At 52.2% G+C, this 26,754-nt stretch carries 21 protein-coding genes; 5 read left to right on the forward strand and 16 right to left on the reverse strand.

All coding sequences use genetic code 11. The features are described 5' to 3' along the window. Positions 1 to 40: 40 nt before the first annotated feature. Genes NFR57_RS04405 through NFR57_RS04415 form a run of 3 tightly spaced genes read right to left on the reverse strand, consistent with a single transcriptional unit; the run spans position 41 to position 5,262 of the window. The gene (locus NFR57_RS04405; RefSeq protein WP_251182627.1) at positions 41 to 2,032 is read right to left on the reverse strand and encodes a leucine-rich repeat protein; all 1,992 of its coding nucleotides are present in this window, start codon (positions 2,030 to 2,032) and stop codon (positions 41 to 43) included. 5 nt (positions 2,033 to 2,037) lie between these two features. Beyond that, entirely contained in the window at positions 2,038 to 3,534 is a 1,497-nt protein-coding gene (locus tag NFR57_RS04410) for a hypothetical protein (protein WP_251182628.1), read from the reverse strand. A 24-nt stretch (positions 3,535 to 3,558) separates the two neighbouring features. Beyond that, on the reverse strand, positions 3,559 to 5,262 hold the full coding sequence (locus NFR57_RS04415; protein WP_251182629.1) for a leucine-rich repeat protein: 1,704 nt from the start codon (positions 5,260 to 5,262) through the stop codon (positions 3,559 to 3,561). Between the two features lie 316 nt (positions 5,263 to 5,578). Here NFR57_RS04415 and NFR57_RS04420 point away from each other — a divergent pair, with 316 nt between their 5' ends. Continuing rightward, complete coding sequence (locus tag NFR57_RS04420) at positions 5,579 to 5,872, forward strand: septum formation initiator family protein (RefSeq protein WP_251182630.1); 294 nt, start codon at positions 5,579 to 5,581, stop codon at positions 5,870 to 5,872. Positions 5,873 to 5,961: 89 nt separating this feature from the next. Then, positions 5,962 to 6,804, forward strand: a complete 843-nt coding sequence (locus tag NFR57_RS04425; RefSeq protein ID WP_251182631.1) for a Ppx/GppA phosphatase family protein — start codon at positions 5,962 to 5,964, stop codon at positions 6,802 to 6,804. A gap of 62 nt (positions 6,805 to 6,866) precedes the next feature. Here the strand turns inward: NFR57_RS04425 and NFR57_RS04430 are convergent, their stop codons facing one another. The 10 genes from NFR57_RS04430 to NFR57_RS04475 form a co-directional block, all read right to left on the reverse strand. Continuing rightward, a complete protein-coding gene (locus NFR57_RS04430) occupies positions 6,867 to 7,133 on the reverse strand; it encodes a hypothetical protein (protein ID WP_251182632.1) in 267 nt (88 codons plus the stop codon). A 79-nt stretch (positions 7,134 to 7,212) separates the two neighbouring features. After that, positions 7,213 to 7,623 carry a cell wall hydrolase gene (locus NFR57_RS04435; RefSeq protein ID WP_251182633.1) on the reverse strand — a complete coding sequence of 137 codons (411 nt, stop codon included), beginning with the start codon at positions 7,621 to 7,623 and terminating at the stop codon, positions 7,213 to 7,215. Positions 7,624 to 7,779: 156 nt separating this feature from the next. Continuing rightward, entirely contained in the window at positions 7,780 to 8,103 is a 324-nt protein-coding gene (locus NFR57_RS04440; RefSeq protein WP_251182634.1) for an MGMT family protein, read from the reverse strand. Beyond that, the gene (locus tag NFR57_RS04445) at positions 8,100 to 8,957 is read right to left on the reverse strand and encodes a DUF3737 family protein (protein WP_251182635.1); all 858 of its coding nucleotides are present in this window, start codon (positions 8,955 to 8,957) and stop codon (positions 8,100 to 8,102) included. The genes NFR57_RS04440 and NFR57_RS04445 overlap by 4 nt, the downstream gene beginning before the upstream one ends. Beyond that, a complete protein-coding gene (locus NFR57_RS04450; RefSeq protein ID WP_251182636.1) occupies positions 8,941 to 9,435 on the reverse strand; it encodes a hypothetical protein in 495 nt (164 codons plus the stop codon). The genes NFR57_RS04445 and NFR57_RS04450 overlap by 17 nt, the downstream gene beginning before the upstream one ends. A gap of 47 nt (positions 9,436 to 9,482) precedes the next feature. Then, positions 9,483 to 10,490 (reverse strand): sodium:calcium antiporter, encoded by a 1,008-nt coding sequence (locus NFR57_RS04455; RefSeq protein ID WP_251182637.1) that lies wholly within the window; start codon positions 10,488 to 10,490, stop codon positions 9,483 to 9,485. 2 nt (positions 10,491 to 10,492) lie between these two features. Continuing rightward, the gene (locus NFR57_RS04460) at positions 10,493 to 11,125 is read right to left on the reverse strand and encodes a TatD family nuclease-associated radical SAM protein (RefSeq protein ID WP_251182638.1); all 633 of its coding nucleotides are present in this window, start codon (positions 11,123 to 11,125) and stop codon (positions 10,493 to 10,495) included. Then, the gene (locus tag NFR57_RS04465) at positions 11,125 to 11,895 is read right to left on the reverse strand and encodes a TatD family hydrolase (protein ID WP_251182639.1); all 771 of its coding nucleotides are present in this window, start codon (positions 11,893 to 11,895) and stop codon (positions 11,125 to 11,127) included. Before NFR57_RS04465 ends, NFR57_RS04460 begins: the two co-directional genes overlap by 1 nt. Next, complete coding sequence (metG, locus tag NFR57_RS04470; protein WP_251182640.1) at positions 11,889 to 13,841, reverse strand: methionine--tRNA ligase; 1,953 nt, start codon at positions 13,839 to 13,841, stop codon at positions 11,889 to 11,891. The genes NFR57_RS04465 and metG overlap by 7 nt, the downstream gene beginning before the upstream one ends. 105 nt (positions 13,842 to 13,946) lie before the next feature. Next, complete coding sequence (locus NFR57_RS04475; RefSeq protein WP_251182641.1) at positions 13,947 to 16,574, reverse strand: ABC transporter ATP-binding protein/permease; 2,628 nt, start codon at positions 16,572 to 16,574, stop codon at positions 13,947 to 13,949. A gap of 209 nt (positions 16,575 to 16,783) precedes the next feature. Between NFR57_RS04475 and NFR57_RS04480 the strand changes: the two genes are divergently transcribed. Beyond that, positions 16,784 to 17,080 (forward strand): hypothetical protein, encoded by a 297-nt coding sequence (locus NFR57_RS04480; RefSeq protein ID WP_251182642.1) that lies wholly within the window; start codon positions 16,784 to 16,786, stop codon positions 17,078 to 17,080. Between the two features lie 166 nt (positions 17,081 to 17,246). Here the strand turns inward: NFR57_RS04480 and NFR57_RS04485 are convergent, their stop codons facing one another. From NFR57_RS04485 to NFR57_RS04495, 3 genes are all read right to left on the reverse strand, one after another. Continuing rightward, positions 17,247 to 18,404 carry a hypothetical protein gene (locus tag NFR57_RS04485; RefSeq protein WP_251182643.1) on the reverse strand — a complete coding sequence of 386 codons (1,158 nt, stop codon included), beginning with the start codon at positions 18,402 to 18,404 and terminating at the stop codon, positions 17,247 to 17,249. 212 nt (positions 18,405 to 18,616) lie between these two features. Next, entirely contained in the window at positions 18,617 to 21,931 is a 3,315-nt protein-coding gene (locus tag NFR57_RS04490) for a UvrD-helicase domain-containing protein (protein ID WP_251182644.1), read from the reverse strand. Continuing rightward, positions 21,931 to 24,738, reverse strand: coding sequence for a PD-(D/E)XK nuclease family protein (locus NFR57_RS04495; protein ID WP_251182645.1), 2,808 nt, complete (start codon positions 24,736 to 24,738; stop codon positions 21,931 to 21,933). Before NFR57_RS04495 ends, NFR57_RS04490 begins: the two co-directional genes overlap by 1 nt. An 88-nt stretch (positions 24,739 to 24,826) precedes the next feature. On the opposite strand from NFR57_RS04495, the gene NFR57_RS04500 reads away from it, so the two are divergent. Both NFR57_RS04500 and NFR57_RS04505 read left to right on the forward strand, forming a co-directional pair. Further along, positions 24,827 to 25,822, forward strand: a complete 996-nt coding sequence (locus NFR57_RS04500; RefSeq protein WP_251182646.1) for a hypothetical protein — start codon at positions 24,827 to 24,829, stop codon at positions 25,820 to 25,822. Positions 25,823 to 25,829: 7 nt separating this feature from the next. Beyond that, entirely contained in the window at positions 25,830 to 26,699 is an 870-nt protein-coding gene (locus tag NFR57_RS04505; RefSeq protein WP_251182647.1) for a RimK family alpha-L-glutamate ligase, read from the forward strand. The last annotated feature ends 55 nt before the right edge of the window (positions 26,700 to 26,754 follow it).

The following is a 26,754-nucleotide window of genomic DNA, read 5'->3' on the forward strand; positions in this document are numbered from 1 at the left end:
CAGCCTCGGGCTAATCGGCGCGAAGCTGTTTAATTACTGCTTATTTATCTTCTGCCCAAACGGCATACAACGTCGCGTCTTGCGGAATATTCGCGCGCTGTGCGGCGGACAATGCCGCCACCTCGCCGTTATCGAGCGTATACGGAGCGTATTCCGCCGTCGCTCCTCCCTCTACCGACGTCCAGCCCTTAAATACATAGCCGTCGCGGTGCGGTATGCGCGGGTTATCGCATAAATCCTGCACGCGTTTTTCTCCGCCGTTATATGGACTTACGCCTTTTATATTATTCTTTATCGAATATACCCACGGTGCTCCCCCGTCCTCGCGCAACTCGCATCCGTAAACAAGACTGCTTTGGTGAAACGCCGCGCCTGTCCACGTTCCGTTAAAGATTTGCGTCTGCCAACCGTCCTGCCAATTTTCAAAAGGTACGTAAGCCGTTATCCCCATAAACGCTTGCCGCTCAATAGCGCCCGCGCTCTGCGGCAACGTCACGCTGTATAAACCCGCGCCATGAAAAGCTCCTGTTTCTATTTTTGCAACGGAATTTGGAAGCGATATTTTTTTTAAGCTGATGCAATCTCTAAATGCGCTTACTTCGATTGTTTTTACGCTATTAGGAATAACTATGTTATTAAGGTAGATACAATATCTAAACGAAACTGTTCCTATTGTTTCTATGTAATCGGGAATAACTGAATTTCTACACCCGTAAACGACCGTGTTATCCGCTTTTCTTATGATACAGTTGCCCTCTCCGCAATATACCGCATTATTTTGCGCAACGGTTATGCGCTCTATGCCTACACACCCGCTAAAAGTGTCTTCGTAAATTTCGGTTAGCGATTGCGGAATATGCAGCTCTTTTAGCTCGGCACAACCGTAAAAAGCGATACGCCCGACAGACCGCAAAGTATTGGGAAGATTTACGCTTTTTATCAAACAGTTATAAAACGCCGATTGCGCTATACTTTCGACATAATTAGGTATGACGCTCGAATTGCAGCCCGCCAGCAAAAATTTATCGGCTTTTCGTATCAAACAATTTCCGTCGCCCGCATAAACGTCGTTGCCGTCCTCTACCGTAATACTGTCTATATACTCGCCGTAAAAAGCGCGGACTTCTATATAACGCGTAAATTTAGGGATATGAATCGACTTTAAACTTTTACATCCGCTAAACGCGCCCAGTTTAATTACTTCCACATTATTCGGGAAGATAACCTCGCGCAAACTTTCGCAGCCGCTGAATGCCGAATTGCCTATATGCGTCAAATCTGCCGAAAGATCGACCGCCGACAGTTTTTTGCAACGAGCAAATGCGCTCGTCGATATCTCTTTTACGGATGAAGGAACTACGACCGATAACAAATTTACACAACTCTCAAACATACCGCTTTCGATCTTCGTAATATTTTTCGGCAGTCTTATTCTCGTCAACGCGGAGCAATTTGCAAAAGCGTTGAAACCTATATTGTTTACCGTATCGGGAATATACGCACTCGTCAGTTTTTCGCAATTTTTAAACGCGTTTTGGGCGACGCTTGTCACGGGAAGATTGCCTATAGATTGAGGTATAACAATTTTATTTGTCATTAGCGAAGCCGAAATAACGGACACTTCGATTTCGGCGTCGTTATTTATAAGCGCAAATCCCAATCCTTTTAAATACAGATCGGAAATTTTATATTCAGTTATTTCCGACCAATCGGATTCGTCAAATTTATCCCAATTCCCAAACGCGGATATTTTTATATTATAAACCTTGTCTACGTTATGTGTAAGCTCGAATATATCAAGACGGTTTTCGGCAGTTTCGTATTGCTCGCCGTTTATATCGACGGTATATGCGTGCGCGTTATCTACCTTGCTCCAAGTAAGAAAACCGTCGTCGCCAACCGCTATGTCTGTGGGAGCCGATAACTTTTGCTTTTCGTTTCCGCAACTCAATAACAGCAGAGTGAAAAAGATTACAATCGGCAATAAAACGTATTTAATTATCCGTTTAAAGCCCGTATTAACATATGCCATTAACTTCACATCTCCGACCACTTAATACCTCCGTACAACTTAACGAAAATATCCGTGCTCATAACTTTTTTACCAGCGTCTCTTGCCCGCGGAGATTTCATCCAGCCGCCGCTACCGGATAGCAACGCCTTTAAACAAACGGGACAAGAACTATCATAATTATCGTATACCGACAAATCGTTTCCCATAATAAAATCGTAAACGACGCGGGGCAACCATCTATTCAAATTAGACAAAACAAATCCGTCGTCGTATATGTAGTAATCTTTTAAATTATATACATCGTAAATATATTCATCATAGTTGAATCCGTTATACAAATAAGTGCTTATACTATAATAATATCCGAGCTCGCTCAAAATATTTTGACAATCCAACCATGTGTCGAAATTTTTTCCGTAGTCTTGCATAGATCCTATCATGTACACGCCGCTGACCGTTTCATTACTTAAATAATCGTCGTCTAAACTTCCGACGGTACGTATAAATTTACCGGTTTCTGCCGTATAGTAACAGTAATTAAAAATCGGGCTGTTTAACGCTACGTCGTCTATTATAAATTTAACGTTTCTATCTTTATAAAGAATTTCCATTATTTCTATTTTTTGTTTATCCATATCAATCGGATAATCCCATTTCGGCTCAAAATCGTCTTTATAATACATATCAATGGCATACGGGAAAAAATATCCGGCAAAAAACTCCATATCGGACAGCGAGTAATCGAGTGCAATTATGCAATTGCTAAAATCACACTCCGATTCGATATATTGAAAAATACTGTCGATATATACATAAAACGTATCCAAATCGATTTGAATATCGACGTAATTTAAAAAACTGTCACCGTCGCTATATTCGTTGCCTTCCGTAAAGCGCACTTCGTCGGTGCCGAAAATAACCATTATCTTACACTCGTTTTCTTTAAGAGTACGAAATATGTCGCGTAAAATATAAACAAATTTATCACTATTATCATAGATAGGGCGATAGTCAATATATTCCAACATATCGGCTTGTATATATTCGTTTAACATGTTACCGCTGCCGTCGTCCAAAACGTCTATCGGCAGTTCGTTGCGCATTTCAAATATTACAAATGAATTATGTATGTTTTTATATTGCTCACTTGTGTGGTAATTCTCTACCATTTGAACAAATGTATCGCCGTCTTCGTCTTCCTCCAGTTTCTCGTTACTCCAATTATACAAGACGATTTCGGTATCGAAATCTATGTTAACATTATATTTATAATCTTCGAGTGTTGAGTTTAGAAAACCGTGCCAATATTCGTCGCCGTTTTCGCTTTGGTCAATGCTGTTTACATAATCTTCGCAACCGACATAGTCGCTGAAATAATACAGCCTGTCGTAAAGCGGATCATAACTTGCCGCGTTAACCGTGACCATTAAACCGACAAACACGGGGATAACGGCTGCGCACAATATTACAGCAATCAGTATCCAAGCCGACGTCTTGTTTTTAGTAGTTGCTTTGTTCATTTTATATTTCTCCTTAATTAAAGTTTATTTCTTTATCCAAACGGCATACAACGTTGCGTCTTGCGGAATATCCGCGCGCTGTGCGGCGGACAATGCCGCCACCTCGCCGTTATCGAGCGTATACGGCGCGTATTCCGCCGTCGTTCCCCCTTCTACCGACGTCCAGCCCTTAAATACATAGCCGTCGCGGTGCGGTATGCGCGGGTTGTCGCATAAATCTTGTATGCGGTCCGTACCGCCGTCATATGGACTTACGCCTTCTATATTATTCTTAATCGAATATACCCACGGCACTCCACCGTCCTCGCGCGTTTCGCACCCGTAAACGACACTGCTGTGATGAAACGCCGCGCCGATTCCTCCGTAACCGATCATTTGGAACATTTTCTGCCAACCGTCCTGCCAATTATCAAAAGGCACGTAAGCCGTTACGCCCATAAATGCTTCGGCGTTTATTTTGCAACTGCTTTTTGACAGCGTTACGGTGTTAATCGAGGTTGATTTGAATGCTCCTGCTTGTATGGTGTTAACGGAAGAGGGAATATTGACAGCCGTCCACGGCACGCTATACGCCGCGCTTGCGCCTATTATTTTTGTGACGGACGGAATTTTGTCTTTGTTCCCGACCAAAATCAACAGACCTGTCGCCTTTTCCATCAAACACCCGTCTACCACGCTATACGCCGTATTATCTTCCGAAACTCGCAGAATAGGCGCGACGCCGATTTTATAAAACGCGTTCTCGGAAATGTTTTTGACGTTCGCACCGATGCTAATATCGGTCAAATCGTCACAGGATCTGAACGCCATGTCCTCGATTGTTTCGACGCTGTCCGGAATAACCACTTTTGTTAATCCGTTCAATTTTAAAAACGCATATTTGTTTATTTTAGTAACGCCGTTCGGAATTTCGCTATATTTAAAGGCATGTTCAACCGAGTTATCCTCTTTTGTGATTACGCAACCGCTCTCGCTTTTAAATACCTCGTTGTTCGGGTCTATCGAAATGTTTTCCACGCCGGAACAACCCTCAAACCAACTCGAATCCCATATTGTGATTCCTGCGGGTATATGCACGCTCTTTAACTTTGCACAATCTTTAAACGCCAATCTGTCAATGGAATTCAGCGACGACGGCAAATTTATCCTTTCCATGCGCGAGCAATTCATAAACGCTTCATTATGTAAAGAGCGAATAGTTGACGGCAACAATATGCCTGTTATTTTATCGCAATTCTCAAAGGTGTTTCTACCTATAAATTCCAATATCCCGTTAGGTGTTTCGGCGGGAATTATTATCTTGCCCGATAAAAAGGATTTATTTGTAACGTTAAACGAAGCACGGTTATTTTCCATCGAAAAAGTCAGACCTCTGTAAAACGTATCGGGAATTATATACTCAAATCCCGACGACCAAGGCGACGCGTCATAAGAGCCATTGCTATCGGCGCGAACTTTTATTATATAAGTTTTTACCTGATTTGTTATTTCAAATATATCCAAGCTGTTTTGTTCGGCGCTGTACGTTTCGCCGTCTATATCGACGGTATAGCTCGTTGCGTTTTCTACCGCAGTCCATCTCAAAATATCGTCCGTTCCGACGTTCAATTCAGTCGGAGCAGATAATTTTTGCTTATCCACGCCACAGGCAAATACAGTCACTGCCGTCAAAACCGCAAGCGCCGCTATTGCAAACGCCTTGCATAAACTTTTTACCGTAATCTTCATGCCGACTCCTTTTTAACCGTTGATAATTTTTTAAAAAACAAAAACGCGCCGCAAAAAACTTTGCGACGCCGTTGTCATTTGGGGAATTATACCATAATAAATTTCAGCTGTCAAGACTATTTGTTAAATTTTGAAATAATTATGACGACTGTGTAATGCGATTGTGTGTGTTTGTTTCTTATTGTATTTTTCGATCATAAACGCATAATTCAAATAGAAGCGCGGTAAAATTTTAATCGCATGTTTTATTATATGCGCGCTGCGCGCAAAACTTGAAAAATACTTGACAAGCGCGCGCGGCAGTGCTAAAATGTCGATGATGACAGAGAAAAAGAACGATACGAACAAATCCGCAATCAAGATAGCGGTTGCCGCAGGCGCGGTTCTGCTGGTACTTTTGATTATCGCGCTGATTGTCAATCTCGTGCGACTGGGCGCAGCCAACAGCCGAAAAGACGCTCTCGCCGCACAGAACGCTCGGCTCGAACAGCTTATCGATAAAAACAACGGCATGATCGACTACTGCGAATCCGCCGAATTTATCGAGGATTACGCGCGGGAAATGCTCGACATGATTTACCGCGGCGAAACCTCGATTGACGGCAATTAGTTTTTGATTTAGACCGTCGCGGAAGCGGCGGTTTTTTGTTTTTGCAACTACTGCTTTAACACATTTTAGATACGCTTTTAAGGAGTATTATGCGCGCCGCAATAGACATAGGCTCGAATTCCATACGGCTCGCCCTGTCCGACGGAACGGGGCGTTCGACTATAACCAAACTTGCCGACGGCATAGACCGCACGGGTAAACTTTCGCCCGTCGGTTTATCGGCTACTCTCGACGCGCTACGCGAATATGCAAAAGTTTGCCGCGCCGCTGGTTGCGACAATATTACCGTGTTCGCAACCGAAGCAGTGCGCCGCGCCGCCGACGGCGAGCAGTTTTGCGCCGCCGTCAAAGCCGAAATCAATCTTGACGTGCTTATCCTGTCGGCGGAACAGGAAGCGCGGCTCGCGCTCGCGGGCGCGACAAAGCCCGACGGCGCGATTACAGTCTGCGACCTCGGAGGCGGAAGCCTCGAAGTGATCTGTTCCGAGGACGGCAAAACGCCGAGCTATGTCAAAAGTCTGCCGCTCGGCGTTGTAGTTATGAAAAATAAATTCAACGGCGATTACCGTCGCGCAATAGACGAACTGCCTACGCTCTTACGCGAATACGGCACAGTCCCCGCCCATCCCGTTGTTATAACGGGCGGGAGCGCGTGCACGATAGCCGCGTGCATGTTAAACCTTAAAATTTACGATAAGAACAAAGTAAGCACGCGCTTTACGGCAAAACAGCTCGACGATTTTATGCCCATGCTGTTAAGCCCCAAACTCGCGCTGTTTCGCCCCGTCTGCCAAAAGCGCGCAGACACCGTGCCATACGGCGCGATAGTGATACAGGCGTTACTCAACCGCCTCGGCGCAACGGAATTTTACGTGTCCGACGCGAGCAACCTCGAAGCTGTATTAAACGGCGCACTCGACGACACAATATAAAACCATAATAAAGCGGTGCGGCGTGTTTACGTTACGTCGCGCCGCGGCGGCTTTGTTATAAATCAATAAAACGTTGCCAGTTTGACGGAGAATATGTCCACAATGCAAATCTTGCCGTCGCACGACACCCCGACATACGCGTTGCCGACTATGTAAATATCGCCCGACACCGAACGTATCGATCCGTCGAATAACGATATGTCTATTTTTACGCGCTTGCCGATGTTCGTGGCGAACAGCTGTTTCCACGTGCCGATGTTGTTTTCCGAATTGAAATCGGGCAACGGGTCGGGGATATTTATATCCACGGGTCTGTTTTCGCAATCCATATTTATGTCCTCCATTCGGGAAAATTACTTGACTTTAAACTTTATGCGCCGCGATATTTGCGCGCGCGTTATCCTTATATCAGGTCGAAAAATAACTGCTTGTCGGGGAATAAAAGCAGTGGTTGCCTATGCGGGTTTTAAAGTATCCGTTTTGATTGGGAAAGTTCGCTCTGCACGTTTCCGAATACGGATTGAAAAACCACAGCGAGTCCGCTGTGTCCGACAGCCGCCCGCCGCTCAACGCCCACTGCGCTATGTCGTAATGAATAGGCTCGGGCGACATGTTATATAGGTTTTGCGGCTGGTCGGTCGCGCACTCGAACTGGCGCGGAGCAAACACCACGTCGCGCACGGAATTGTACCTGCCGTACTCGCCCTGCATTTGCCGCACTCTGTTCATTATCACCGAAGCGACCGCGCGCATGCCTATATCGCCCTCGCCGCCCGCCTCACACTGTATTATGCGCGCCAACAATTCTATTTCGTTCATAGCACTTTTTATATATTCGCGGCGATCGGATTGCGTGCGTAAAATCGTTATAGCAACAAAAAAACACGCGCGGTGTGTCCGTTTGCGTGTTTTACTTATGTTTTGTTTTTTACCGTTTATCGGTTGATTTTATGCTCGACGCAATCTATCGTTATCCTACTCACCGCGCCACTGATATATGTAAAGATCGACTTTTCCGTCTTTAACTTCGACGTTTTCGTCGCGGAGCATGCGCGCTTGCGCGTCCGATCCGCCAAAGGCGAAGTCGGGCGCGGTTCTGCCGCTTGCGCTTACAACGCGATGGCATGGCACCGACCCGAAAAAGGGATTGACGTGCAAAGCGTTTCCCACCGCGCGCGCCGCGCCGCGGTGACCCGACATTGCGGCGATTTGAGCGTAGGTTGCGACCTTGCCGCGCGGCACCGATTTGACGGCTTCGTAAACGTCGGTTTGAAACGCGCTCGGCTGACCGTTTTTCATACAGCCGCCTCGCGTTTTAACACGGGGTCGATAATAATTCGCGCTTTTGCGTTTTTGTCGTCGCGTATGATCTCGCCGACGGCGGGCGCTTTAACAATGCCCTTGTACGGATTTTTAATGCTGTCTATGCTCTCGCGCAAAGTCGCGTACACTTCCGACCGCTCGAACGACAGGTCGGTTTTTTGCATGACGCAATCGATGAGCCGCAAATTTTTGCAATAGCAAAGCGGTTGAGTGCCGATTATAGTGCAATTTTTGAACGTGAGGTTTTTGCTGTACCAACCCAAATACTCGCCTATTACGACGCAGTTTTCCACCGTTACGTTTTTGCTGTGCCAAAATGCGTCCTTTGTGTCGAGTTTGCTGTCCGTGATTATAACGCCCTCGACGTACTGAAAAGAATACTTGCCCTTAAAGTTCAGCCGTCGCGCCGCGATATTCTTTGCGCGCATCATAAAATATTCGCCGACCGCCGTGCTGTCCGTCATGCGCACGCCGTCCGTGAACCACCCAAACTCGGGCGAAACAATATCGCACTCCTTGATTACGGCGTTGTCGCACTCGCGCAACGCTTTTATTCCGTGCATTTTGGTTTTTACCGCAGTTATGTTTTTCGTATACCACAGCGCGGCGCGGCAGTTCGCCGTCATTTCGCAATTTTCCAACGCGACCGAATTGTCGTGCCAAAGCGGATACCGCAAATCAAAAAAGCAGTTGCGCGCCTCGACCGCTCCGCACTCTTTGAGCGCGCTTTCGCCGTCGGCTTCGCCCGCAAACCTGCAATTATCTATTTCGACTCGTTCCAGACCGTAAAGCGCGCGCTCCTCGTCCATTGTTTTATTTTCGATCTTCATTTGTTTTAAATCCTCTTCGCGCTATTTCGTTTTGGATATATTCGACGGCGGGCATGCCGTTAAACACGTGACGGAGTTTGTACTTTCTCGTACCGCCCTTGTCCGTTTTGGCGGTGACTGTAATAGTGCCTGTGCCCAAATCTTTTTCGTACCACGCGCGCTTGTATGCGACCTTAACTACACTGTCCATTGCCGCAGTCGTGCGCTTTTCGCTGTGACGGCGTTTGAGAACGATACGCGTGTTGTACACGGTATATGTTTGCTCGTTGCCGAGCGACACGACTACCGCTATCCCGCCGAAGCATACCGCGATTGCCGCGAGCACCGCGCCCAGCATAATCGACACGGCGCACAGCCCCGCCAAACCGCCCGCGATCACTGCTGTGCCGAGCACTCGCAACGTTATGGCTTTGCGCCTGTATGCTTTGTAGTTCATAACGTATTGATATTCGATTTTTTCATTCTGTTCTTCCGCCATGTCGTTCTCCTATATATATTCTCGAATTTAACCTATTTCGACGCGTTTTATACGGCTATCACCGCAGTGGTGATTAGCAGATACAAAACGTAAATCACGGGCGGCACGGCGTTTATCGCCTGCACGCCTATCAGCGCGCCGCGGCTCGGCTTGCACTTATTCTTAATAATCATCATGCAAAGCGTAGTCGCCGTAGCTATCACGCCGAATATAAGCAACCATTTGGAATCGGAATTTAGTATGTAAATTTCAGACCGATCGGGCATAAACGAAAGCGTGTCCGCCACAAACAGTATTGCAAAGTTAAAAACGTTGGAACCTATGATATTGCCCGCCGCCGCATCGTAATTTCCGCGGAAACACAGCGTTGCCGACGAAATAAGTTCGGGCAGGCTGGTTGCGACGCCCAAGAACAGCGCGCCCGCAAAGGTCTTGCCGAGGTTGAGTTTGTCCGCGACCATGTCCGTCAAGTACGTCATTGCTATGGACGCGCCTATCAGCACGACCGCGCAAATAAGAAAGCGCACGACCGCTTGTTTGAGCGTAATTCCGTCGTCGGTCGATTTTTGATCGCTCGCTTCCGAGGTCTTGGGCATTTTGCTTACGAACAGCACGTACAGCACGAGCACCGCGGGCGATATCGCCGAAAACCACGTTACGCGCATATATTCCGCAAAGTACAGTCCTATCGCGACAAGCGCGTACATGCCCAACGCCACGCCGAGCGCGACGTAGTAAAACTTGGAGAACGTCGCTTTTTTAAGACCCCTGCCGAATATGAGCAATATTACACCGAAGAACGCGAGATTGATAAGATCCGACCCGAGAATATTGCCGATAATCATGGAGTTTTCGCGCACTATCCACACCGCAGACAGCGACGTAAACAGCTCGGGCAGGCTCGTAACGGCTGCGAGCATAACGCCGCCTATAAACGCGCCGGAAATATTGCTTTTTGCGTCGATAATATCGACGTACTTGCCGAGCTTTATTGATAACGCGACGATAACTACGACCATCGCTATATAGCCTATATATACAATAGCTTGCGGCACCGTCACACTCCTTGTTCGTTTTTATAATTGTCCGCGACGTATTCGCGCACGCGCAACGGGATTGATAAACTTTCGCACAGCTCGCGGCAACGCGCTATGTCCTGCGCGCCGATCGTGTCCACGACCGTGAACACAGTGTCTATGCCTTGCGCCTTGCACTGCTCGGCAAACTCCACTACCGCGGGGAACGCGCGCAAACCGTACACGGACGAGGTTATTTCAAGATACTTTTGAGCGTTGTAATTATTGAGCGACACCGACGCGACGTCTATCAAGCCTTTAAGCTCCGCCGCGATGTTTTTTCCGTTTACGAGATTGCCCAGTCCGTTGGTGTTCAGTCGCGTTTTGTATCCCGACGCTTTGAGCCTGCGCGCAACGGCTTTAAGAATTTCCAATGCTTCGGTCGGCTCGCCGAACCCGCAAAACACAACCTCGTCGCTTTTTAACGTCGGCGCGATTTTATCGAACGCAGTAAGCACTTCGTCCGCGCTTTGCGGCTCGCGTTCCAACCACAGCGCTACGTCCTTGACGCCGTCGCCCGTATTGCGTATGCAAAACGAACAAGCGTTCCCGCATTTGTTGGTTAGGTTTATGTATGCTTTGCCGTCGAGCGTATAAACGTAATTGTTAGCCATTACTCTATTCCGAACACCCTTTTCGCGTTTTCCGCGGTCGTATTTTCCATGCGTTCCGCGCTAATGCCTTTGATTTCCGCCAAACGCTTTGCGACAAGCGCGACGTTTTTGGGATAGTTTCTTCGCCCGCGAAGCGGGTCGGGCGTAAGATACGGGCTGTCCGTTTCGACCAACAGCCTGTCCGTCGGCACGACTTCCGCCGCGCGCCGAAGGTTGACTGCGTTGGCGTAAGTGAGCGTGCCCGAAAACGAAATGTAAAAACCTTTCTTGACGTAATACTCGGCTATTTCCGCCGATCCCGAAAAGCAGTGCAACACCGCGCCGCGCGGAAAATCGCGCGTTTTGGCAAACTCGTAAAATTCGCCGAACCCGTCGCGTATGTGGTAGACCGTCGGCAAATTCAAGTCGCGCGCAAGCTCGTACTGCGCTATCATAGCCTTGATTTGCGTTTGCCTGTCCGAGTTTGGACGGTGAAAGTCCAGTCCGATTTCGCCCACCGCGACCACCTTTTCGCAATCGGCAAGTCCGCACAGTATATCTATGTTTTGCGGCGTTACGGTATGCGCGTCATACGGGTGAACGCCCACCGTTGCGTATATGCGCGGATTGGCTTGCGCAAGCTCCACGCACGTGCGCGAGGTGGGAACGTCGCAACCAACGCACACTATATATTCGAGGTTGTCCTTATCCATAGCGGCGATAATCGGTTGCGCGCCGCCCTCGTCGTTATATTCCTCGTCGTAAATATGCGCGTGCGAATCGATTAGCATATTTTGTCGCCCGCCTTACCGTCGGGGTGAACAAGCCGCGGCAAGCCGTCCTCGCCCACCGAGCACAACAGCATGCCTTCCGACACAATGCCGCACAGTTTGGCGGGTTTGAGGTTTGCGACAAGCGCGACCTTTTTGCCCGCTACTTCTTCCGGCTTGTACGCGAGCGCAATGCCCGAAACAACCGTGCGGCGGCGCGCGCCGTCGAACACGGTCAGCTTTAACAGTTTTTTGGCTTTTTCCACTTTTTCGCACGCCTCTACTTCGGCGACGACAAGTTCCGACTTGAAAAAGTCGTCAATGGATATAAGTTGCGGCTCTTCCGCGGCTTGCGTGTTTTGCGCGCTGTCCGCGCCGCTGTTTTCCGCCGTAGGTTTGACCTCGGCTTGTTCGGCTATCTTTTCCAATTCTGCAAGCTCCTTTTTTATGTCCAGCCTGTTGAGTATAGGCTCTATCTCGGTAGTATTGTAACACTCGATAACGCCGTGCTTTGCCTGCGCAAAGTCGGTCGGCACGGGCAAACCCAGCCCGTCGAATATGCGCCGAGGATATTTGGTAAGGAAGGGCAAAAGCATGTTCGCGCAAACGCGTATGCCGTCTAAAAGATTGTACATCACCGCGTTTAGCCTAATGTCGTCGCCCGTCTTTTTAAGCTCCCACGGCTTGTTTTCGTCGATATACTTGTTGGATAAATCGATAACGCCGAAAATCTTTTCGAGCGCGCGATTTATTTCGGGCTTGTCCATGTCCGCGCGCACCGCCGCCGCAAGCGCGTCTATCGCCTTGATATACGCGGCGTCGCGGTCGTCCGCGGCAGGCTTTTTGACTGCGCCGCCGAAATACTGTTTACTCATTGCGAACGTGCGGCGCACAAGGTTTCCGAGGTCATTTACAAGATTGACGTTTATGGACGACAGCAAAAGCTCGCTCGTGTAGTTGCTGTCGTCGCCGAACGGCATGGAGGACAGCAAATAATAACGCAATGCGTCCACGCCGTATCTGTCGGTAAGCACGAACGGATCCACGACGTTGCCTTTGGACTTGCTCATTTTATCGCCGCCGAACATTATCCAACCGTGACCGTACAGACGCTTGGGTAGCGGGATTTCGAGCGCCATCAAAATGGCGGGCCACACTATCGAGTGAAACCTGACTATTTCTTTTGCCATGACGTGCATGTCGCACGGCCAATATTTTTTATACTTTGCGTCGTCGCCCGCGCCGTAACCGAGCGCGGTTATATAGTTGGGCAACGCGTCTATCCACACGTAAATTACGTGCTTTTCGTCGAACGGGACTTTTATGCCCCAGTCGAACGAAGTGCGCGTTACGGCAAGGTCGTTAAGCCCCTTGTCGATAAAGTTATTGACCATTTCTTTGACGCGCGAATCGGGCTGTAAAAAGTCGGTTTCGGTCAACAGCTTGCGCACGCGATCGGCATACTTGCTCAAACGGAAAAAGTAACACTCCTCCTTGGAGTCGCGCACCTCGCGCCCGCAGTCGGGGCATTTGCCGTTTACAAGCTGCGACGCCGTCCAAAACGATTCGCACGGCTCGCAATACTTGCCCGAATACTCGGACTTGTAAATATCGCCTTTTTCGTAGAGCTTTGTAAAGATGTCCGCAATCGCCTTTTCGTGCGCCTTGTCCGTGGTGCGGATAAAGCCGTCGTTGCTTATATCCATGCGTTCCCACAGCTTTTGTATGCGCTCGGCAAGCCCGTCTACAAACGCCTGCGGGCTTAAACCGCGTTCCTCCGCCGCTTTTTGCACCTTTTGCCCGTGCTCGTCCGTGCCAGTGAGATAGAACACGTCGTACCCGTCCATGCGCTTAAACCGAGCTATCGCGTCGCAAGCCACCGTCGTGTAGCAGTGACCTATATGCAACGCGCCGCTCGCGTAATATATGGGCGTTGTGATGTAAAATGTAGGTTTGCTTTTTGCCATACCGTTCCGACCTTTTTCCTTGTCCTAATTATATACCGCTATGCGGTTTTAAAAACGTTGTTGCTTTCGCCCGCGCCCGTAAGCGTAGCCGCGCCGTTACTCGGTTTACTCGCTGCGGAGCGCGACGACGGGATCGCGTTTGGACGCACTGCGCGCGGGCAGCATGCCCGCTATCGTCGTGAGCACGACAGATATGCCGATAAGAAGCAACGCATGCCACCAGGCGAGCGATACCAGACTGACCGTAACCATGCCGTCGGATATGCTCTTGAACAGACTCGACAGCGGGAACGACAGTATAAGCGTGACGAGCACGCCGAACACGCCCGCGGCAAACCCGATTATAATCGTTTCGGCATTGAACACGCGCATGATATCCGTCTTTCTCGCGCCGACCGAGCGAAGCACGCCTATTTCCTTGGTGCGTTCCACGACCGAAGCGTAAGTGATAATGCTTATCATGACCGACGACACCAACAGCGAAATTGCCGCGAACGCGACAAGCACGTATGATATAATGTCTATCATGTCGCTGACCGTGCCCGTGACGACGGACGCCGCGTCGAGCGTGTAAATTTTATCGCCCTCGGCTTTGCCCGCGTTGTATTTATTAAGATAGTTTATCATGTCCGTCTTTTTGGCGAACGTTACGGGATAGAAATTAACGGCGTTGGGAATATCGTTTGCGCCCACTGCACGCAACGCCATGTTGTAAATGTCATCGGCTGTTATGTGCATGCCGAGCGCGCCCATGGGCTTTTCCATGCCCGCTTGTATAGCGGAAAACTGCAAGCCCGCGCACGGGAACTTGCCCGCAGAGCCTGCGGAAATCTCCAACGCGTCGCTCACGCACCGCACGGGATCGTCAAGTTGCGCTTTTGCTACTTCGCTATTCATGCTGTTCTGTATTAACATTTCGTTAAGCGCGGGAGTGTACACTACGCCCGTCGAGAAAAGCGCGAGCGACGACGTTTCCTTAATGCGCATTATGCCCACAACCTTTAACGTAAGGTTGTTCTCGTTGTCATACAGGTTTTGCCAGTCGGCTTTGCTCGGCGACAGCTTGTCGAACGAAACGTACAAGTCGCGCTCGGCGTTGTACGTAAACCATTGATTGTTGAATATCAGTTTGTATTCCTGACCCAAGAAATCGTCGAACGTCGCGTTCTCCGTATCTTCGGGCGTTTTTAAACCGAGCTCGTTAAGCACGCTTATCGCAATGGAGTTGTCCGTGCCTATAACTATCGCTATTTCGCCCGCCTCGGTGGGATACTTACCCTTTAAAACGTCGTATTGCGACTGCACGTATTCCGTGTTGTTCAAAAGCTGTTGAAAGCCCGACGAGTTGGTGCCCATCATGCCGTTGACCGCGTTGTTGGACGTGTCCACCACGCCGAAGCCCGTGTCCGTTCTCATGTTGTTGCTTACTATTATCTTGCTTTTGGCGTAGTCGCGCGTCACATCGATAGCCAATCCCTGCGGCATCTTGTCGATGTGCTCCATGTACTCTTTGGTTATGCGGTTGTAATGGTACACCGCCGCCGAGTTACTGCCCTTTAACACGACCTTATTTCCGTCGGGAAACTGTTCCAGCTTGACTCCGCCGTTTTCCATGTTTTCCATCATCGCGTCTATATCCATTGTCATTTCCGTGACCGTAACGGGATAATGCGCGAGCATTGATGTTTGCATGTCCTCTATGTAGTGGTTGAATCCGTTGGAAAGCGCGAGCACGAGCGCAACGCCGATAATGCCGATAGAACCGGCAATGGACGTCGCTACCGTCCTGCCCTTTTTGGTTATGAGGTTGCGCCACGACAAGCCGAACGCCGTCCACAGCGACATGGACGTGCGTTTAAGCGCGGCTTTGTTGGCTTTTGTGATTGCCTTTTGTTCTTTTTTATGTTGCTTTTTGCGCAGCTTCTCCGCGCGCTTCGCTTGTTCGTCGGACGCGGTTTGTCCTGCGGCTTGGGGCGCGTTATCCGCACTGTCCGATTGCACGCCGTCCGCGTCGTCGTTTGTTATGGCGGTGGTTTCCGCGCCGCCGTCCGCAAACGACACGGGCGCAGTATCGCCCTTGACCTCGCCGTCGAGCATTGAAATTATGCGCGTGGAATATTCCTCGGCAAGCGCGCGGTTGTGCGTGACCATAATTACAAGCCTGTCGCGCGCAATTTCCTTTAATATATCCATAACCGCTACGCTGGTCGTGCTGTCGAGCGCGCCCGTAGGTTCGTCGGCGAGAATAATATCGGGGTTGTTTACAATCGCGCGGGCTATTGCGACGCGTTGCATTTGTCCGCCCGACATTTGGTTGGGGCGTTTTTTAAGCTCGCCTTCCAAACCGACTTTGCGCAACGCTTCTATCGCGCGCTCCCTGCGCTCCGATTTTTTAATGCCGGAAAGCGTAAGCGCAAGCTCGACGTTGCCCAGCACCGTCAAGTGCGGGATAAGATTGTACGACTGAAAAACGAAACCTATTTTTTGGTTGCGGTACGCGTCCCAGTCGGATGCTTTAAAATACTTGGTCGAGCGACCGTTTATAATAAGATCGCCGTCGGTGTAGCGATCGAGTCCGCCTATAATGTTGAGCAACGTCGTCTTGCCGCAACCCGACTGTCCGAGTATGGACACCATTTCGTTCTCGCGGAACGCCAGACTTACGCCTTTAAGCGCGTGGACCTTGTCGTCGCCGACTTCGTAATCCTTTGTGATGTTTTTAAGTTCTAACATGCAAGCCTCACTTTACTATGCGGCGGCTTTGCGCCCCTTTGACCGAAAACCCGTGCGCGCCGCATATTCGATATATTATACAATGTTTTGTCGCGTTTGTAAAGAAATAACGCTCGACGGCGACAAATCTAATCAAATTTTAAAAATCGCCCGCGCCCGCGAATAAATAATACGCAACCGAAAAATACTATATGCAAGGAGAAAGTATAATGAGCATAAAACAGAAAATCAAATCGGTCTGGAATAAAGTTAAATGCAAGACCGACGACAAAAGCAAAAACGACAAGTCGGACTGCGACGGCGACTCCTGCAAGATAAACAGCGAACTCGCCGCGGAGGAAGTTATACAGGAAGAAGTTTTCCCCGCCAAAAAGCACGCGGCTAAAAAAACGTGCAAGCGTTGCGGTTGCACGCGCAAGCCGGCGAGCAAGCGCACCCGCCCGACCAACCCAGATTACAAAATGATCGATCCCGACGACGACACTTGCGATTCGAGCAAAAGCTGACAGTAGATATATATTAAGCCCGTCGCTCTTGACAACGGCGGGCTTTTTATTGCGCAAAAATCGACCTGCGGCGTTGCGCGGCGCATGATAGTTACTCGCTTATCATTATAGTAATTAAGCATTTTAAAAGCGCGGAGAGCGTCCGCGCTTTTAGGATTATATTGTATTATTTTCTGCTCGCCGCAGACATTGCCTTTAACAGCTTGCTCAACGCTTCGTTGAGTTTTTTCTGCTGTTCGGGCGTTTTGTTTTCGGGCTTGGCGCGTTCGCGCTGTAACAGAGTTGCAACCTCGCGCATGGTTTCCCTCGGCGCGCCGTCGCGGTCTATTTTTTCTATTTGCGCAATTACGTCGTCCGCGGACGTTCCGCCTGCGGGCGCGGCTTGCTTTTGCGCCGCCTGCTGCTGCGCGGCTTGCTGTTGTGCTGCCGCTTGCGCCTGCTGTTGTTGCTGTTGCGCGCGAGCTTGCGCCAACGCTTCCTCTCTCGCCTTGCGGCGGATTTCCTCGTCGCTCTCCTGCGGCGCGACGTTTACTACTTGCGGTTGTTCCTCGTATACGGGCCGGGCTTCCGCATAGGCGGTCTGTTGCGGCTCGGCATACGCGGCTTGCGGTTCGGCATAGACCTGTTGCGGCTGTTCCTCGTACACGGGTTGCGCTTCCGCGTAAGCGGTTTGCGGTTCGGAATAAGTCGCCTGCGGCTCTGCGTAAGCCGCTTGAGGTTCGGAATACGCCGGCTGTTGCGCCGCTTGCGCCGCGGCGGGTTCCGCGCCTTTTACTTGATCGCCGTCGAGAACGGGTATAAACTTTTCGTAAGTTTTAACCGCGCCGCCGTACACGCACTTGCCTATTATTCCGCCGATTGCGGTAAGCAGTCCGCCCAGTATAAATACGGTAAGCGGAGATGCGACAAGAGCCGACACGCTGTTTTCGGGAACAGTGGGCGCGGAAAAATATGCAATGCCCGAGCAAACGACAGTCGCGGCGAGCGTGCTTATCCACACCTTGGAAATGAGCGAACGCTTGTACGGTTCGGCAACGCACATCTGCTCGGTAACGAGCATGGACGGGCGAAGGTTGCCCATACGCGCGTTTTTATACTGCGCCTTGATGGAGGCGGGCATTCTTTTCATAGCCGCAACAGCGGTCTGCGGGTGAGCGATAGCCGACTTCATAACCGTTTTGACTGCTTTAAGTCTGCCCGCAACAAGCCCCGCGATAAGCGGAACGGCGAACGCGACCACCAATACAGCCAAACAAATTATCAGCCATACGTCTGCCGACAACTTCAAGGTTTCGGTGAATAACTTGGTAAGAGCTTCGAGCATTTTACTCTCCTTTTCCTTACGTTAATATATTTTCCCCCCGCGGTGTTGCAGGGGTACAGATAGACTATTATAGTTTAACATAACAAAAGCAAAAAATCTATACTTTTAGGCAAAGTTTTTGACGAATTTTCGATTTTTGACCGATAACAATGCGACTTATCTTTATTTTGGCTGTTTATGCCGCGTTTTACGCGCGCCGACCGATTAGTCAATCACAAATCTATAAGCTCGCCCGAAGCGAACGAATACAGGCACGCGCGCTTTACTCGAAGCGGTGCGGCGCGCTCGACCGCCGCCGAGTACAACCGCAGTTGCGTTTTATAACCCGCGTTTATCAAATGTTTGGGGTCGCCCGTCTTGTAATCGACTATGACCGCCGTGCCGTCGAGATAACCTATCAGCAAGTCGATAACGCCCTGAACGAGCACGCTCTCGCCCGCATAGCCGTCGCCGTAAAGTTCGCTCGCGCAAGCGTCGTAAATAAAGTATCGCTCTTTTGCGACGAACGCCGCGCCGCGCGTAAGCTCGCGCATAGCTTGCGCCGCACGCAAAACCTGCTCGCCGCTTATAAGCTCGAAATTATCGCAGCGGTCTTTAACGGTATTCAAGTCGGGATTATCAAAGTCTATAAGCTCCATGGCGCGGTGGAACGCCGTGCCGCGTAGCCGCGCCGTTTCCCCGCCGTCGTCGGGTTTGTCCGACTGCGCGCGATCGTCGTCGGTGAGCACCGGCGCGGCGGACAGGTAGTCCCGCTTGTCTTCGAGTTCCGATTCGTGCGCCGCTATCGCCGTCACGCATGTTTTAATGGGCAAGTCGCACATTTTGTACGCGCGCGACAGGTCTATCCGCCGCCGCACTTCGTCCGTGATTGCCGCGACGGGCGCGATCGCCTGCTCGTCGGCGTCGTCGCCTATCGGCAGTGCCGGCGGGGGCGCGACCGCGGGTACATGCGACATAAAGTCGAGCATGCGCTTCGCCTCGCTCGGCTCTATTTCGACGCGCGGCTTGCCGTCGGTCTTGCCGCACACGACGAGCTTGCGCTTTGCCCGTGTAAGCGCAACGTACAGCAACCGCAATTCTTCCGCTTTCGTTCGCGCGGGCGCGGTATAATTTTGAATTATCCACGGCACGGACTTTATGAGCGTGCGCGTCGCCGCGTCGGGCACTTTTACAGCCACTCCGTCCTCCGCGATTATTATGCGCGCGCTGTTGTCGCGCTCGTTAAACTTGCGCGCTACGTCCGCAACGATAACGTAATCGTATTCCAAACCCTTTGATGCGTGCACCGTCGTGATGTTGACCGCGTCGGCACAACCGACAATCGGCAGGTCGAAGTCCGAGCTGTCGTAATAACTCAAAAATTCGTGCAAGCCGCAATGCCGTTCCGCGGCGCAGTCTATAAGCGCCTCGACCGCCGCCGCGTCGCCTCCCGCTTGGTACACGTGCGCAAAGTAGTCTATACTCGACGTGATGTAGCCCAAAACGTCCGCGCTGTCGCGGTTGCGTTTTGCATAGTTTGCAATGTCGGCGCGCAACGCTTTGAGCGCGCATATTTTATCCGAATACTCGCCGCGGTACGCGTCCGCCTTTTGCCAAAACGCGAACGTCTTCCGCTCGCCCGTTTTTTTGACGTTTGTCTTTTTAAGCTCGGCTTCGCCGTCCGCCGCTATTTCGGCAATCTGTTCGTCCGAAAACCCGCCCATGGGCGAGCGCATGGCGGTGAGCAACGCGACGTCGTCGTAACGATTGTCTATATACCGCGCAATGTCGGTAAGTTCCGTAACTTCCGTAAAATCCTTTGCCTTGGACTTGCGCCCGAACGAATAACGTATTCCGCGCGCGTCCAGTTCCCGCGCGAGCGCAGAACAGAACCGCGCGTTGAAAGATCGTATTAACACCGCGACCGAGCTTAACGCCCCGCCGCCGCCTATATAATCGGTAATGCTGTCCGCAATGAACTGCGCCTCGCCGTCCGAAGGTAAGCTCGCCGTCGCGCAGTTGACCACCGAATAAATATTGTCGCTCGGCGCGCCGTCCGTTTGCTCGTCGCAATCGTCTGTGCCGATTTCGTCGTTTATAAGCGTAAGCTCCGCACTTCCGCCCGTAATAGATTTGTTGCCGTAAACAAGGCGTTGTCCCGCATTTTCGTCGGCATAGTCCGCGCCGCCGAACGCGTCGGTCATTGTTTTGTCGAAAACCTTGTTGACAAAGTCGATAACGGGTTGCGCCGAGCGGAAGTTGTCCGCGAGCGCGACGTGAGTATATCCGCCGTCCGCCACTGCCGACTTGAAGTGCCGAGGGCTGCACCGCCGAAATCCGTAAATGGACTGCTTTACGTCGCCCACTACAAACATTTCCGCACCCGCGTCCTTAAACTTTTGCGCAATGCGCGCCTGCAACGGGTTTACGTCCTGAAACTCGTCGATAAACACGTATTTGACGCCGTCCGCGATTTCGCGCATACAGTCGGAATTTTCGAGCACGCGCAACGCGCCGTGTTCCAAATCCGAATAATCGGTTTTGCCCGTCTGCTCTTTGCGCTTGCCGTAGCGGTTGAGCGCGTCCAGCGCGACGGCGCAAAGCGCGCGCGCATACGGCGCGGAGTTGACCGCTTTTGCTTTTGCCGCCTCGTCGTAAGCCGTGCGAAGCTCTTTACACTCCGCTTTCAACGCTTTAAATCGCTCGTTCAAAATATCGCGCGCGTCGCCCTGCGCGCGAAAACTCGTCGCCGTAATGTCATCGATCTTGCCGTCTATGTAATCGACGAACTCGCCCGTTACGACGGCGTGCTTGCTCATGCCCGCGCCGTCAAGCTCGCGTTTGAGTAAATCCGCGCTCGCCGCGATCTTTGCGCGCCGCCCGTCCAAAATGCCGTCCAGTTCCGCAAACCGCGATTGATCGTCGCGCACGTCCGTCAAGTACGAAACGGGATCGGGCGTGGACAAAGCAAAGTCCAAAATGTCCGCAACGACGTTTACAACCCCGTCGTCGCCTCTGCGCCCGCGCAGTGCGTCGTACATAGCCGCAAAATATTCGTCGCCGTCAGACCACGCGGAAGCAACCGCCGCCGCGCACGCCGCGCGTTTAAACGCCGCCGCCTCGCTCTCCTCGCTCACCGTCGCGGACGGGTCTATCTGCGCCGCGTAAAAATATGACTTTATCAATTTTTGACAGTAGCTGTGAAGCGTGCCTATATTTGCGACCGACATTGCGTCTATCGCGTCTGCCGCCGCGAGCCGCGCCGCGCTCGGCGCGTTTTCGTCCGTTTTCAGTTTGACCAGTTTTTCGGCGAGCTTAACTCGCATGTCCGCCGCCGAAGCGCGCGTGAACGTTACTATAAGCATGTCGTCCAGCCGCGCGCCGCGCACGAGCTTGTTTATTATGCGCGCGATCATGACGGTGGTTTTGCCGCTGCCCGCGCCCGCCGAAACTATCATATTCCCGTCCTCGGTCACGGCGCGAAGCTGATTGTCGGTAAACGGGCTGTCGGTTATAATGCCGCTAATGTCTTTAAATTCAACCGCCATTATTCGTCCTCCGCAAGCCCGTCGTCCGCGTCCGAGTTGCGCACGGCAGCCGTGCCGCCGCACACGCCGCGGTATGCGCACTTGTCGCACGCACCCTCTATCGGCGCGCGCGCTATGTACCCGCTCGCTATTTCGTCGGCGGCTACGTCCGCGGTCTTGACGCACCGCGCAATCAACCCGTCGAACCGTTCGCGTTCCATGAGCAAATCCGACGGGCGCGAAAACTCCGCGCCGCCGTCCTTGTTAATCTTGAACTTGGCGTTTACCACCTTCGACCGCTCGCCGTCCGCCAGCGCGCGATCGTATTCCGCCGCGACCGCGACATCCTTTATCATACACCCGTCCAGTCGCCCGTCCGTATCTTTCGCGTCGTACCGCGGCGAAAAAGTCGAGTAGAACATGCCCGTAACGTCCTTGCCCAGTTCCTCCGCCGCCGCCGCGTACAACGGCAACTGCATATCGCAACCGTTAAGACAATCGCGCACGCGGAATTTTTTGTTGCCCGTTTTATAATCGATTATGCGCGCGCGATCGCCGCACACGTCCAGCCTGTCGATAATGCCGAAAAAGTCGGTTGACTTGTCCTTGCCGAGCGGCGTTTTAAGCGTAAACGCGTACTCGGTGTACTTCGGACGGTATTCGCCCGCCTCGATCGCCGCGACGTTTGCCGTCGCGTAATCGACAGCGTCGTCAATAAGCCGAGCACGCGCCGCGTCGTCTACGCGTATTCCCTTTTTTGCGAGCGCGCCGTCTATAAGCCGCGTCACCGCCTCGCGCGAACAGTCGTACTGCCCGCCGTTCACAAGCTCCTGCATAAAGTCGTGCACGACTATGCCGAAATCGGGCGCGCCGAGCGGCGAGTTGCGCCGTTCCTTTACCCCGACCGCGTCCGACAAAAACCGCTTATACGGACAAGTGAACCAGTGTGCCAGCTCGCTCGCCGACAGCGTGCGCTTTTTGCGTAATTTGATTACGGGCGAAAACTCCGCCGCAGTGTGCCGCCGCGCGCCGACGGCAAGCTCGACCGACTGCGCGTGTTTTGTCAGTCCGCGCGTCGCAATCTCCCGCGCCGCGCTCTCCACGCACGCGTATTTTGCTATATACTTTGCGTCGTCGGTAGCGCGCAAAACCGCCAGCCGCTCCGCGCCGTCGTACCTGAACACGCGCGACGCAAGCTCGCCCATTATCGCCGCGGGTCGCGCCCCGCCCTCGGTCGAGTACGCGCACACGACGTAGTCGGCATTGTTCACAACGGCTTTAAGCTCGGCGCGCTCGCGCTTGTTCTGTTGGAACACGCTCGGCTCTATCACGCCGCCCAAACTCTTTAACTCGTTGTCGCAAATAAGTCCGCTGTCCGAAGTGGTCGCAGGCAGAACGCCCTCGTTGAAATCGACGACGAACAACAGCTTGCACGCCGTAAGCCGCAAAGCCTGCGGCATTGTTACGGTCACTCTGTCGCGCTCGCGCGGCAACGATTTTATTTCGACCGCGCGCGCCGCGCCGAAAAACGCCGCCGCGTCCCTGTCGAACTCCGCGCCGTCCGCGCCCCCTTCGCCGCTCGACCCGTATCGCCGCAACAGCGCGGTAAGCGCGCGCACGGGCGAAACTTCGTCCGTTTCCTTTTCGCCCAAGCTACGCTGTACGCCCTCGAAATCGGCAAGCTCGACGACCGCTTCGCACGCATCGGCAAAACCCGAACCGGTCATGCCGTCCGTCAAAACTTTCGCGCGGGCAACGGCGCGTGCCGCGCCCTCGTCGTCAATATCCATATCGAACACGCCGTAAGTAATGCCGCGCGCCGCTATGTGGTTTTGCAGTTTTTCCGCGTCGTCGTCCGCAACGCCCGAATACGGGTTTTTGCACAGCGACGCCAATGTTTCGCCGTCCGCCGATTTCTTTAATCGGTAAATGCAAGACAGCGCGTCGAGCGGCGCGGTTTCGGCAAGCGGCGTCGCTTCGTCGGCGTAAAACGGTATGCCGTACTCGCGCAGTATGCGCGCAAGCGCACGCGGCGACGGGCAAACAATAGACACATCCGAATATCTGCGCGGCGCGCCGCCGTCCGTCGGGCTGTCTATATACTCGCGTATGCGCGTTGCGACTTCCTTGTACTGCGTTATGCGGTCGGGCGCGGACAGTATTTCCATGTCGGCGCGCATGCGCGCGGGCGGCTTCGCCTCGTACCGCTCGAACGACAGCGCATGCTTTTCTATCGTGCGCAACACGCGCGCGTTCAGCTTTGTGGAGTCCGCAAAACCTATCGCATACACGTGCGACTTGGCTATCAGCTCGCTATTCGGGATTAGCGCGATAAGCTCGGCGAGCCTGTCCGACGCGTCGCCGTAACCCGCTTTGCGCGCGTCGTATTCCGCCTTTATCAGTGCGAGATCGTGCAGTTTCGCCGCGGTGTTGCCCGTCGCTTTTACGGCGGTGATTTGCACGTCCGACGACAAAATCTGTATTAGAGTTTGATAGACTTCGCGCGCAAAGTCGTTGTACTTCGCCGCTCTGCCGTAATATGTAAATTCGTCCTTGACCGCGTCTATCGCGCGCGCCACAAGCATGACCGCGCCCTCGCGCGACAGCGACTTAACGTCGTCGGTCAGCCGCCGCAACAACCGCGACAGCGTAAGCGCCTCGCAGTCAATCGCGCCGCCGCCCGCAAACAGCGCGCGTTCCACGCTCTGCGTATAGCGGTCGGGCGTGAGCACTATATGATATTCGTCGGGCGCGAACCGCCGCGCTTTTATCTTTTGCGCGAGCGCGTCGAGCGCCGAGGGATAGCTTTCGTAAAGGTGTTCGGACATACGTACATTATATATCGGATTGCGCCGAAAATCAAGCGGTAGCCGATAAACGTTTGCCAAACGCGCGCGGTTGTGCTAAAATAGCGTTATGAAACTTACGATTAAAAAGAAGATGTGCGCGGCTATGTCCGTCGTTGCGGCGTTGTCGCTTTGTGCTTGCAACACCGAAACCGCCGAAACCACGTTCGACAAAACCATGCCGTGGCACGATTCGGTCGAGCTTGCGCCCACGGGGTCTTACGAACGGCTCGATTATTCGGTTGCGATTTACGACACGACCAAGGGCGTCGCGGACGACAAACGCATAGTCATAGCCGAGGGCGAAATGAGTTTCGAGCTTAAAGAATCGGTATCGTACACGTCGCTCGCAATGAACTTTGCGGTGACTTACAACGACGCCGCGCCCGAAGCCGACAGAGGCAAGACCGACCGCATACAAAGCGAAGTCGAGTTCGAGTCCAACAGCCTTGCCGCCAAGCGCTCGGAAAAGACGGTTACGCTCGCCGATCGCGAGGGCAAGACAAACTTGTCCTACAAGATTACCGCGGACTACTTCGACACGCACGAAGCGACGTATATTGCTACCGCGCAGGACGGCGCAAAGAAAAAGACTTTCTCCCTGCCCAAAAACACCTGCCGCGACAACGAAATGATGTTCTATCTTGCGCGCGCGCAGGCGCTTTCGACGAGCGCGTCCAATAACTTTAAAATGGTCAACCTGTTCGACACATTCAACACGGGCAGTCTTGCCGAGTACAGAATGGTTGTCAACTGCGACGAGTCCAAGCACAAAATAGAAATCGGCGACTGGGTCAAGGATTACGGCGTGGAAGCCGTGACAGACGAAAAGACGGGCGAAACGTCATACCCCGTGTCCTGCTTTTACACGACCATAAGCATCAACGCCGAAAACCACGGACCGCCCTACGTCGTGCATTATGCCGAAAACCCGTTCAAGTCGGGCGGCAAGGAACACAAAAAAATCCCCCTGCGCATTTCTTACGATCAGTATTCGGGCAGTAGCGTTTTCCGCCACACCGAGTACAATTTAACGTCGTGTTCGTTCGACAAAGCGGCGGAATAATCGCTATATGCGCAAACTAAAAGGACTTATAATCGTCAACGCTTACGCGGCGACGCTCGAAACGCGCCAAGTAACTCGCATTCGCGAGGAACTGGAAGCGCGCGGCGCGGTCGTAACCGTTGCACGCAACGATATAAGCTATTCGGCTGTAACAAACGGCAAAATCGACGTTACAGCCGATTTTGATTTTTGCCTGTATCTCGACAAGGACAAGTACGCTTCGCGCGCGCTCGAAGCGCGCGGCGTGCGCCTGTTCAACACCGCCGCCGCCATCGAAGCGTGCGACGACAAAATGACGACGCATATCCTGCTCGCCGATAACGGCATAGCCATGCCCGACACCGTCGCCGCGCCGCTGTGCTACTATACCGACGCGCCCGTAAACGTCCGCGCGCTCGACGTCGCCGAACAGTCGCTCGGCTACCCCATTATCGTCAAGCTGGTTTACGGGTCTATGGGCAAAAGCGTATTTAAAGCCGACAACCGCGCCGAGCTCGAACGGCTTGCCGAAAATCTTAAACTGTACCCGCATCTTTTTCAACGATATATCGCAAAATCCCACGGGCGCGACATGCGCGTTATAGTAATCGGCGGGCGCGTTATCGGCGGGATAATAAGACAGTCTGACGGCGACTTCCGTTCCAATGTCGGGCTTGGCGGCACTGCTCGCGCTTGCGACGTGCCGAAAAACGTGCGCGACACGGCAATCAAAGCCGCAAACATTTTGGGGCTTGACTACTGCGGAATCGATTTCCTGTTCGGCGACGAACCGCTATTGTGCGAAGTAAACTCCAACGCGTTTTTCGACGCGTTCGAGCAAGCCACGGGACTAAACGTCGCGGGAGCTTACGCCGATCATATAATAAAATCGGTCTAGCGCGCAGCCGCGAAGTGTATTTAATACGCACGCAAATCAAACTTGACTATATAAT

This window comes from Anaerocaecibacter muris, from assembly GCF_943192945.1.
Classification (GTDB): Bacteria; Bacillota; Clostridia; order Christensenellales; family Pumilibacteraceae; genus Anaerocaecibacter; species Anaerocaecibacter muris.

What these genes read in the sequence shown, in the direction of transcription:
- NFR57_RS04410 (WP_251182628.1), bottom strand. Translation starts at nt 3,534, where the DNA reads ATGAACAAAGCAACTACTAAAAACAAGACGTCGGCTTGGATACTGATT.
- NFR57_RS04490 (WP_251182644.1), bottom strand. Translation starts at nt 21,931, where the DNA reads ATGGCGGTTGAATTTAAAGACATTAGCGGCATTATAACCGACAGCCCG.
- NFR57_RS04445 (WP_251182635.1), bottom strand. Translation starts at nt 8,957, where the DNA reads ATGAAGATCGAAAATAAAACAATGGACGAGGAGCGCGCGCTTTACGGT.
- metG (WP_251182640.1), bottom strand. Translation starts at nt 13,841, where the DNA reads ATGGCAAAAAGCAAACCTACATTTTACATCACAACGCCCATATATTAC.
- NFR57_RS04405 (WP_251182627.1), bottom strand. Translation starts at nt 2,032, where the DNA reads ATGGCATATGTTAATACGGGCTTTAAACGGATAATTAAATACGTTTTA.
- NFR57_RS04495 (WP_251182645.1), bottom strand. Translation starts at nt 24,738, where the DNA reads ATGTCCGAACACCTTTACGAAAGCTATCCCTCGGCGCTCGACGCGCTC.
- NFR57_RS04440 (WP_251182634.1), bottom strand. Translation starts at nt 8,103, where the DNA reads ATGAAAAACGGTCAGCCGAGCGCGTTTCAAACCGACGTTTACGAAGCC.
- NFR57_RS04505 (WP_251182647.1), top strand. Translation starts at nt 25,830, where the DNA reads ATGCGCAAACTAAAAGGACTTATAATCGTCAACGCTTACGCGGCGACG.
- NFR57_RS04475 (WP_251182641.1), bottom strand. Translation starts at nt 16,574, where the DNA reads ATGTTAGAACTTAAAAACATCACAAAGGATTACGAAGTCGGCGACGAC.
- NFR57_RS04465 (WP_251182639.1), bottom strand. Translation starts at nt 11,895, where the DNA reads ATGCTAATCGATTCGCACGCGCATATTTACGACGAGGAATATAACGAC.
- NFR57_RS04500 (WP_251182646.1), top strand. Translation starts at nt 24,827, where the DNA reads ATGAAACTTACGATTAAAAAGAAGATGTGCGCGGCTATGTCCGTCGTT.
- NFR57_RS04480 (WP_251182642.1), top strand. Translation starts at nt 16,784, where the DNA reads ATGAGCATAAAACAGAAAATCAAATCGGTCTGGAATAAAGTTAAATGC.
- NFR57_RS04460 (WP_251182638.1), bottom strand. Translation starts at nt 11,125, where the DNA reads ATGGCTAACAATTACGTTTATACGCTCGACGGCAAAGCATACATAAAC.
- NFR57_RS04425 (WP_251182631.1), top strand. Translation starts at nt 5,962, where the DNA reads ATGCGCGCCGCAATAGACATAGGCTCGAATTCCATACGGCTCGCCCTG.
- NFR57_RS04430 (WP_251182632.1), bottom strand. Translation starts at nt 7,133, where the DNA reads ATGGATTGCGAAAACAGACCCGTGGATATAAATATCCCCGACCCGTTG.
- NFR57_RS04415 (WP_251182629.1), bottom strand. Translation starts at nt 5,262, where the DNA reads ATGAAGATTACGGTAAAAAGTTTATGCAAGGCGTTTGCAATAGCGGCG.
- NFR57_RS04420 (WP_251182630.1), top strand. Translation starts at nt 5,579, where the DNA reads ATGATGACAGAGAAAAAGAACGATACGAACAAATCCGCAATCAAGATA.
- NFR57_RS04435 (WP_251182633.1), bottom strand. Translation starts at nt 7,623, where the DNA reads ATGAACGAAATAGAATTGTTGGCGCGCATAATACAGTGTGAGGCGGGC.
- NFR57_RS04450 (WP_251182636.1), bottom strand. Translation starts at nt 9,435, where the DNA reads ATGGCGGAAGAACAGAATGAAAAAATCGAATATCAATACGTTATGAAC.
- NFR57_RS04485 (WP_251182643.1), bottom strand. Translation starts at nt 18,404, where the DNA reads ATGCTCGAAGCTCTTACCAAGTTATTCACCGAAACCTTGAAGTTGTCG.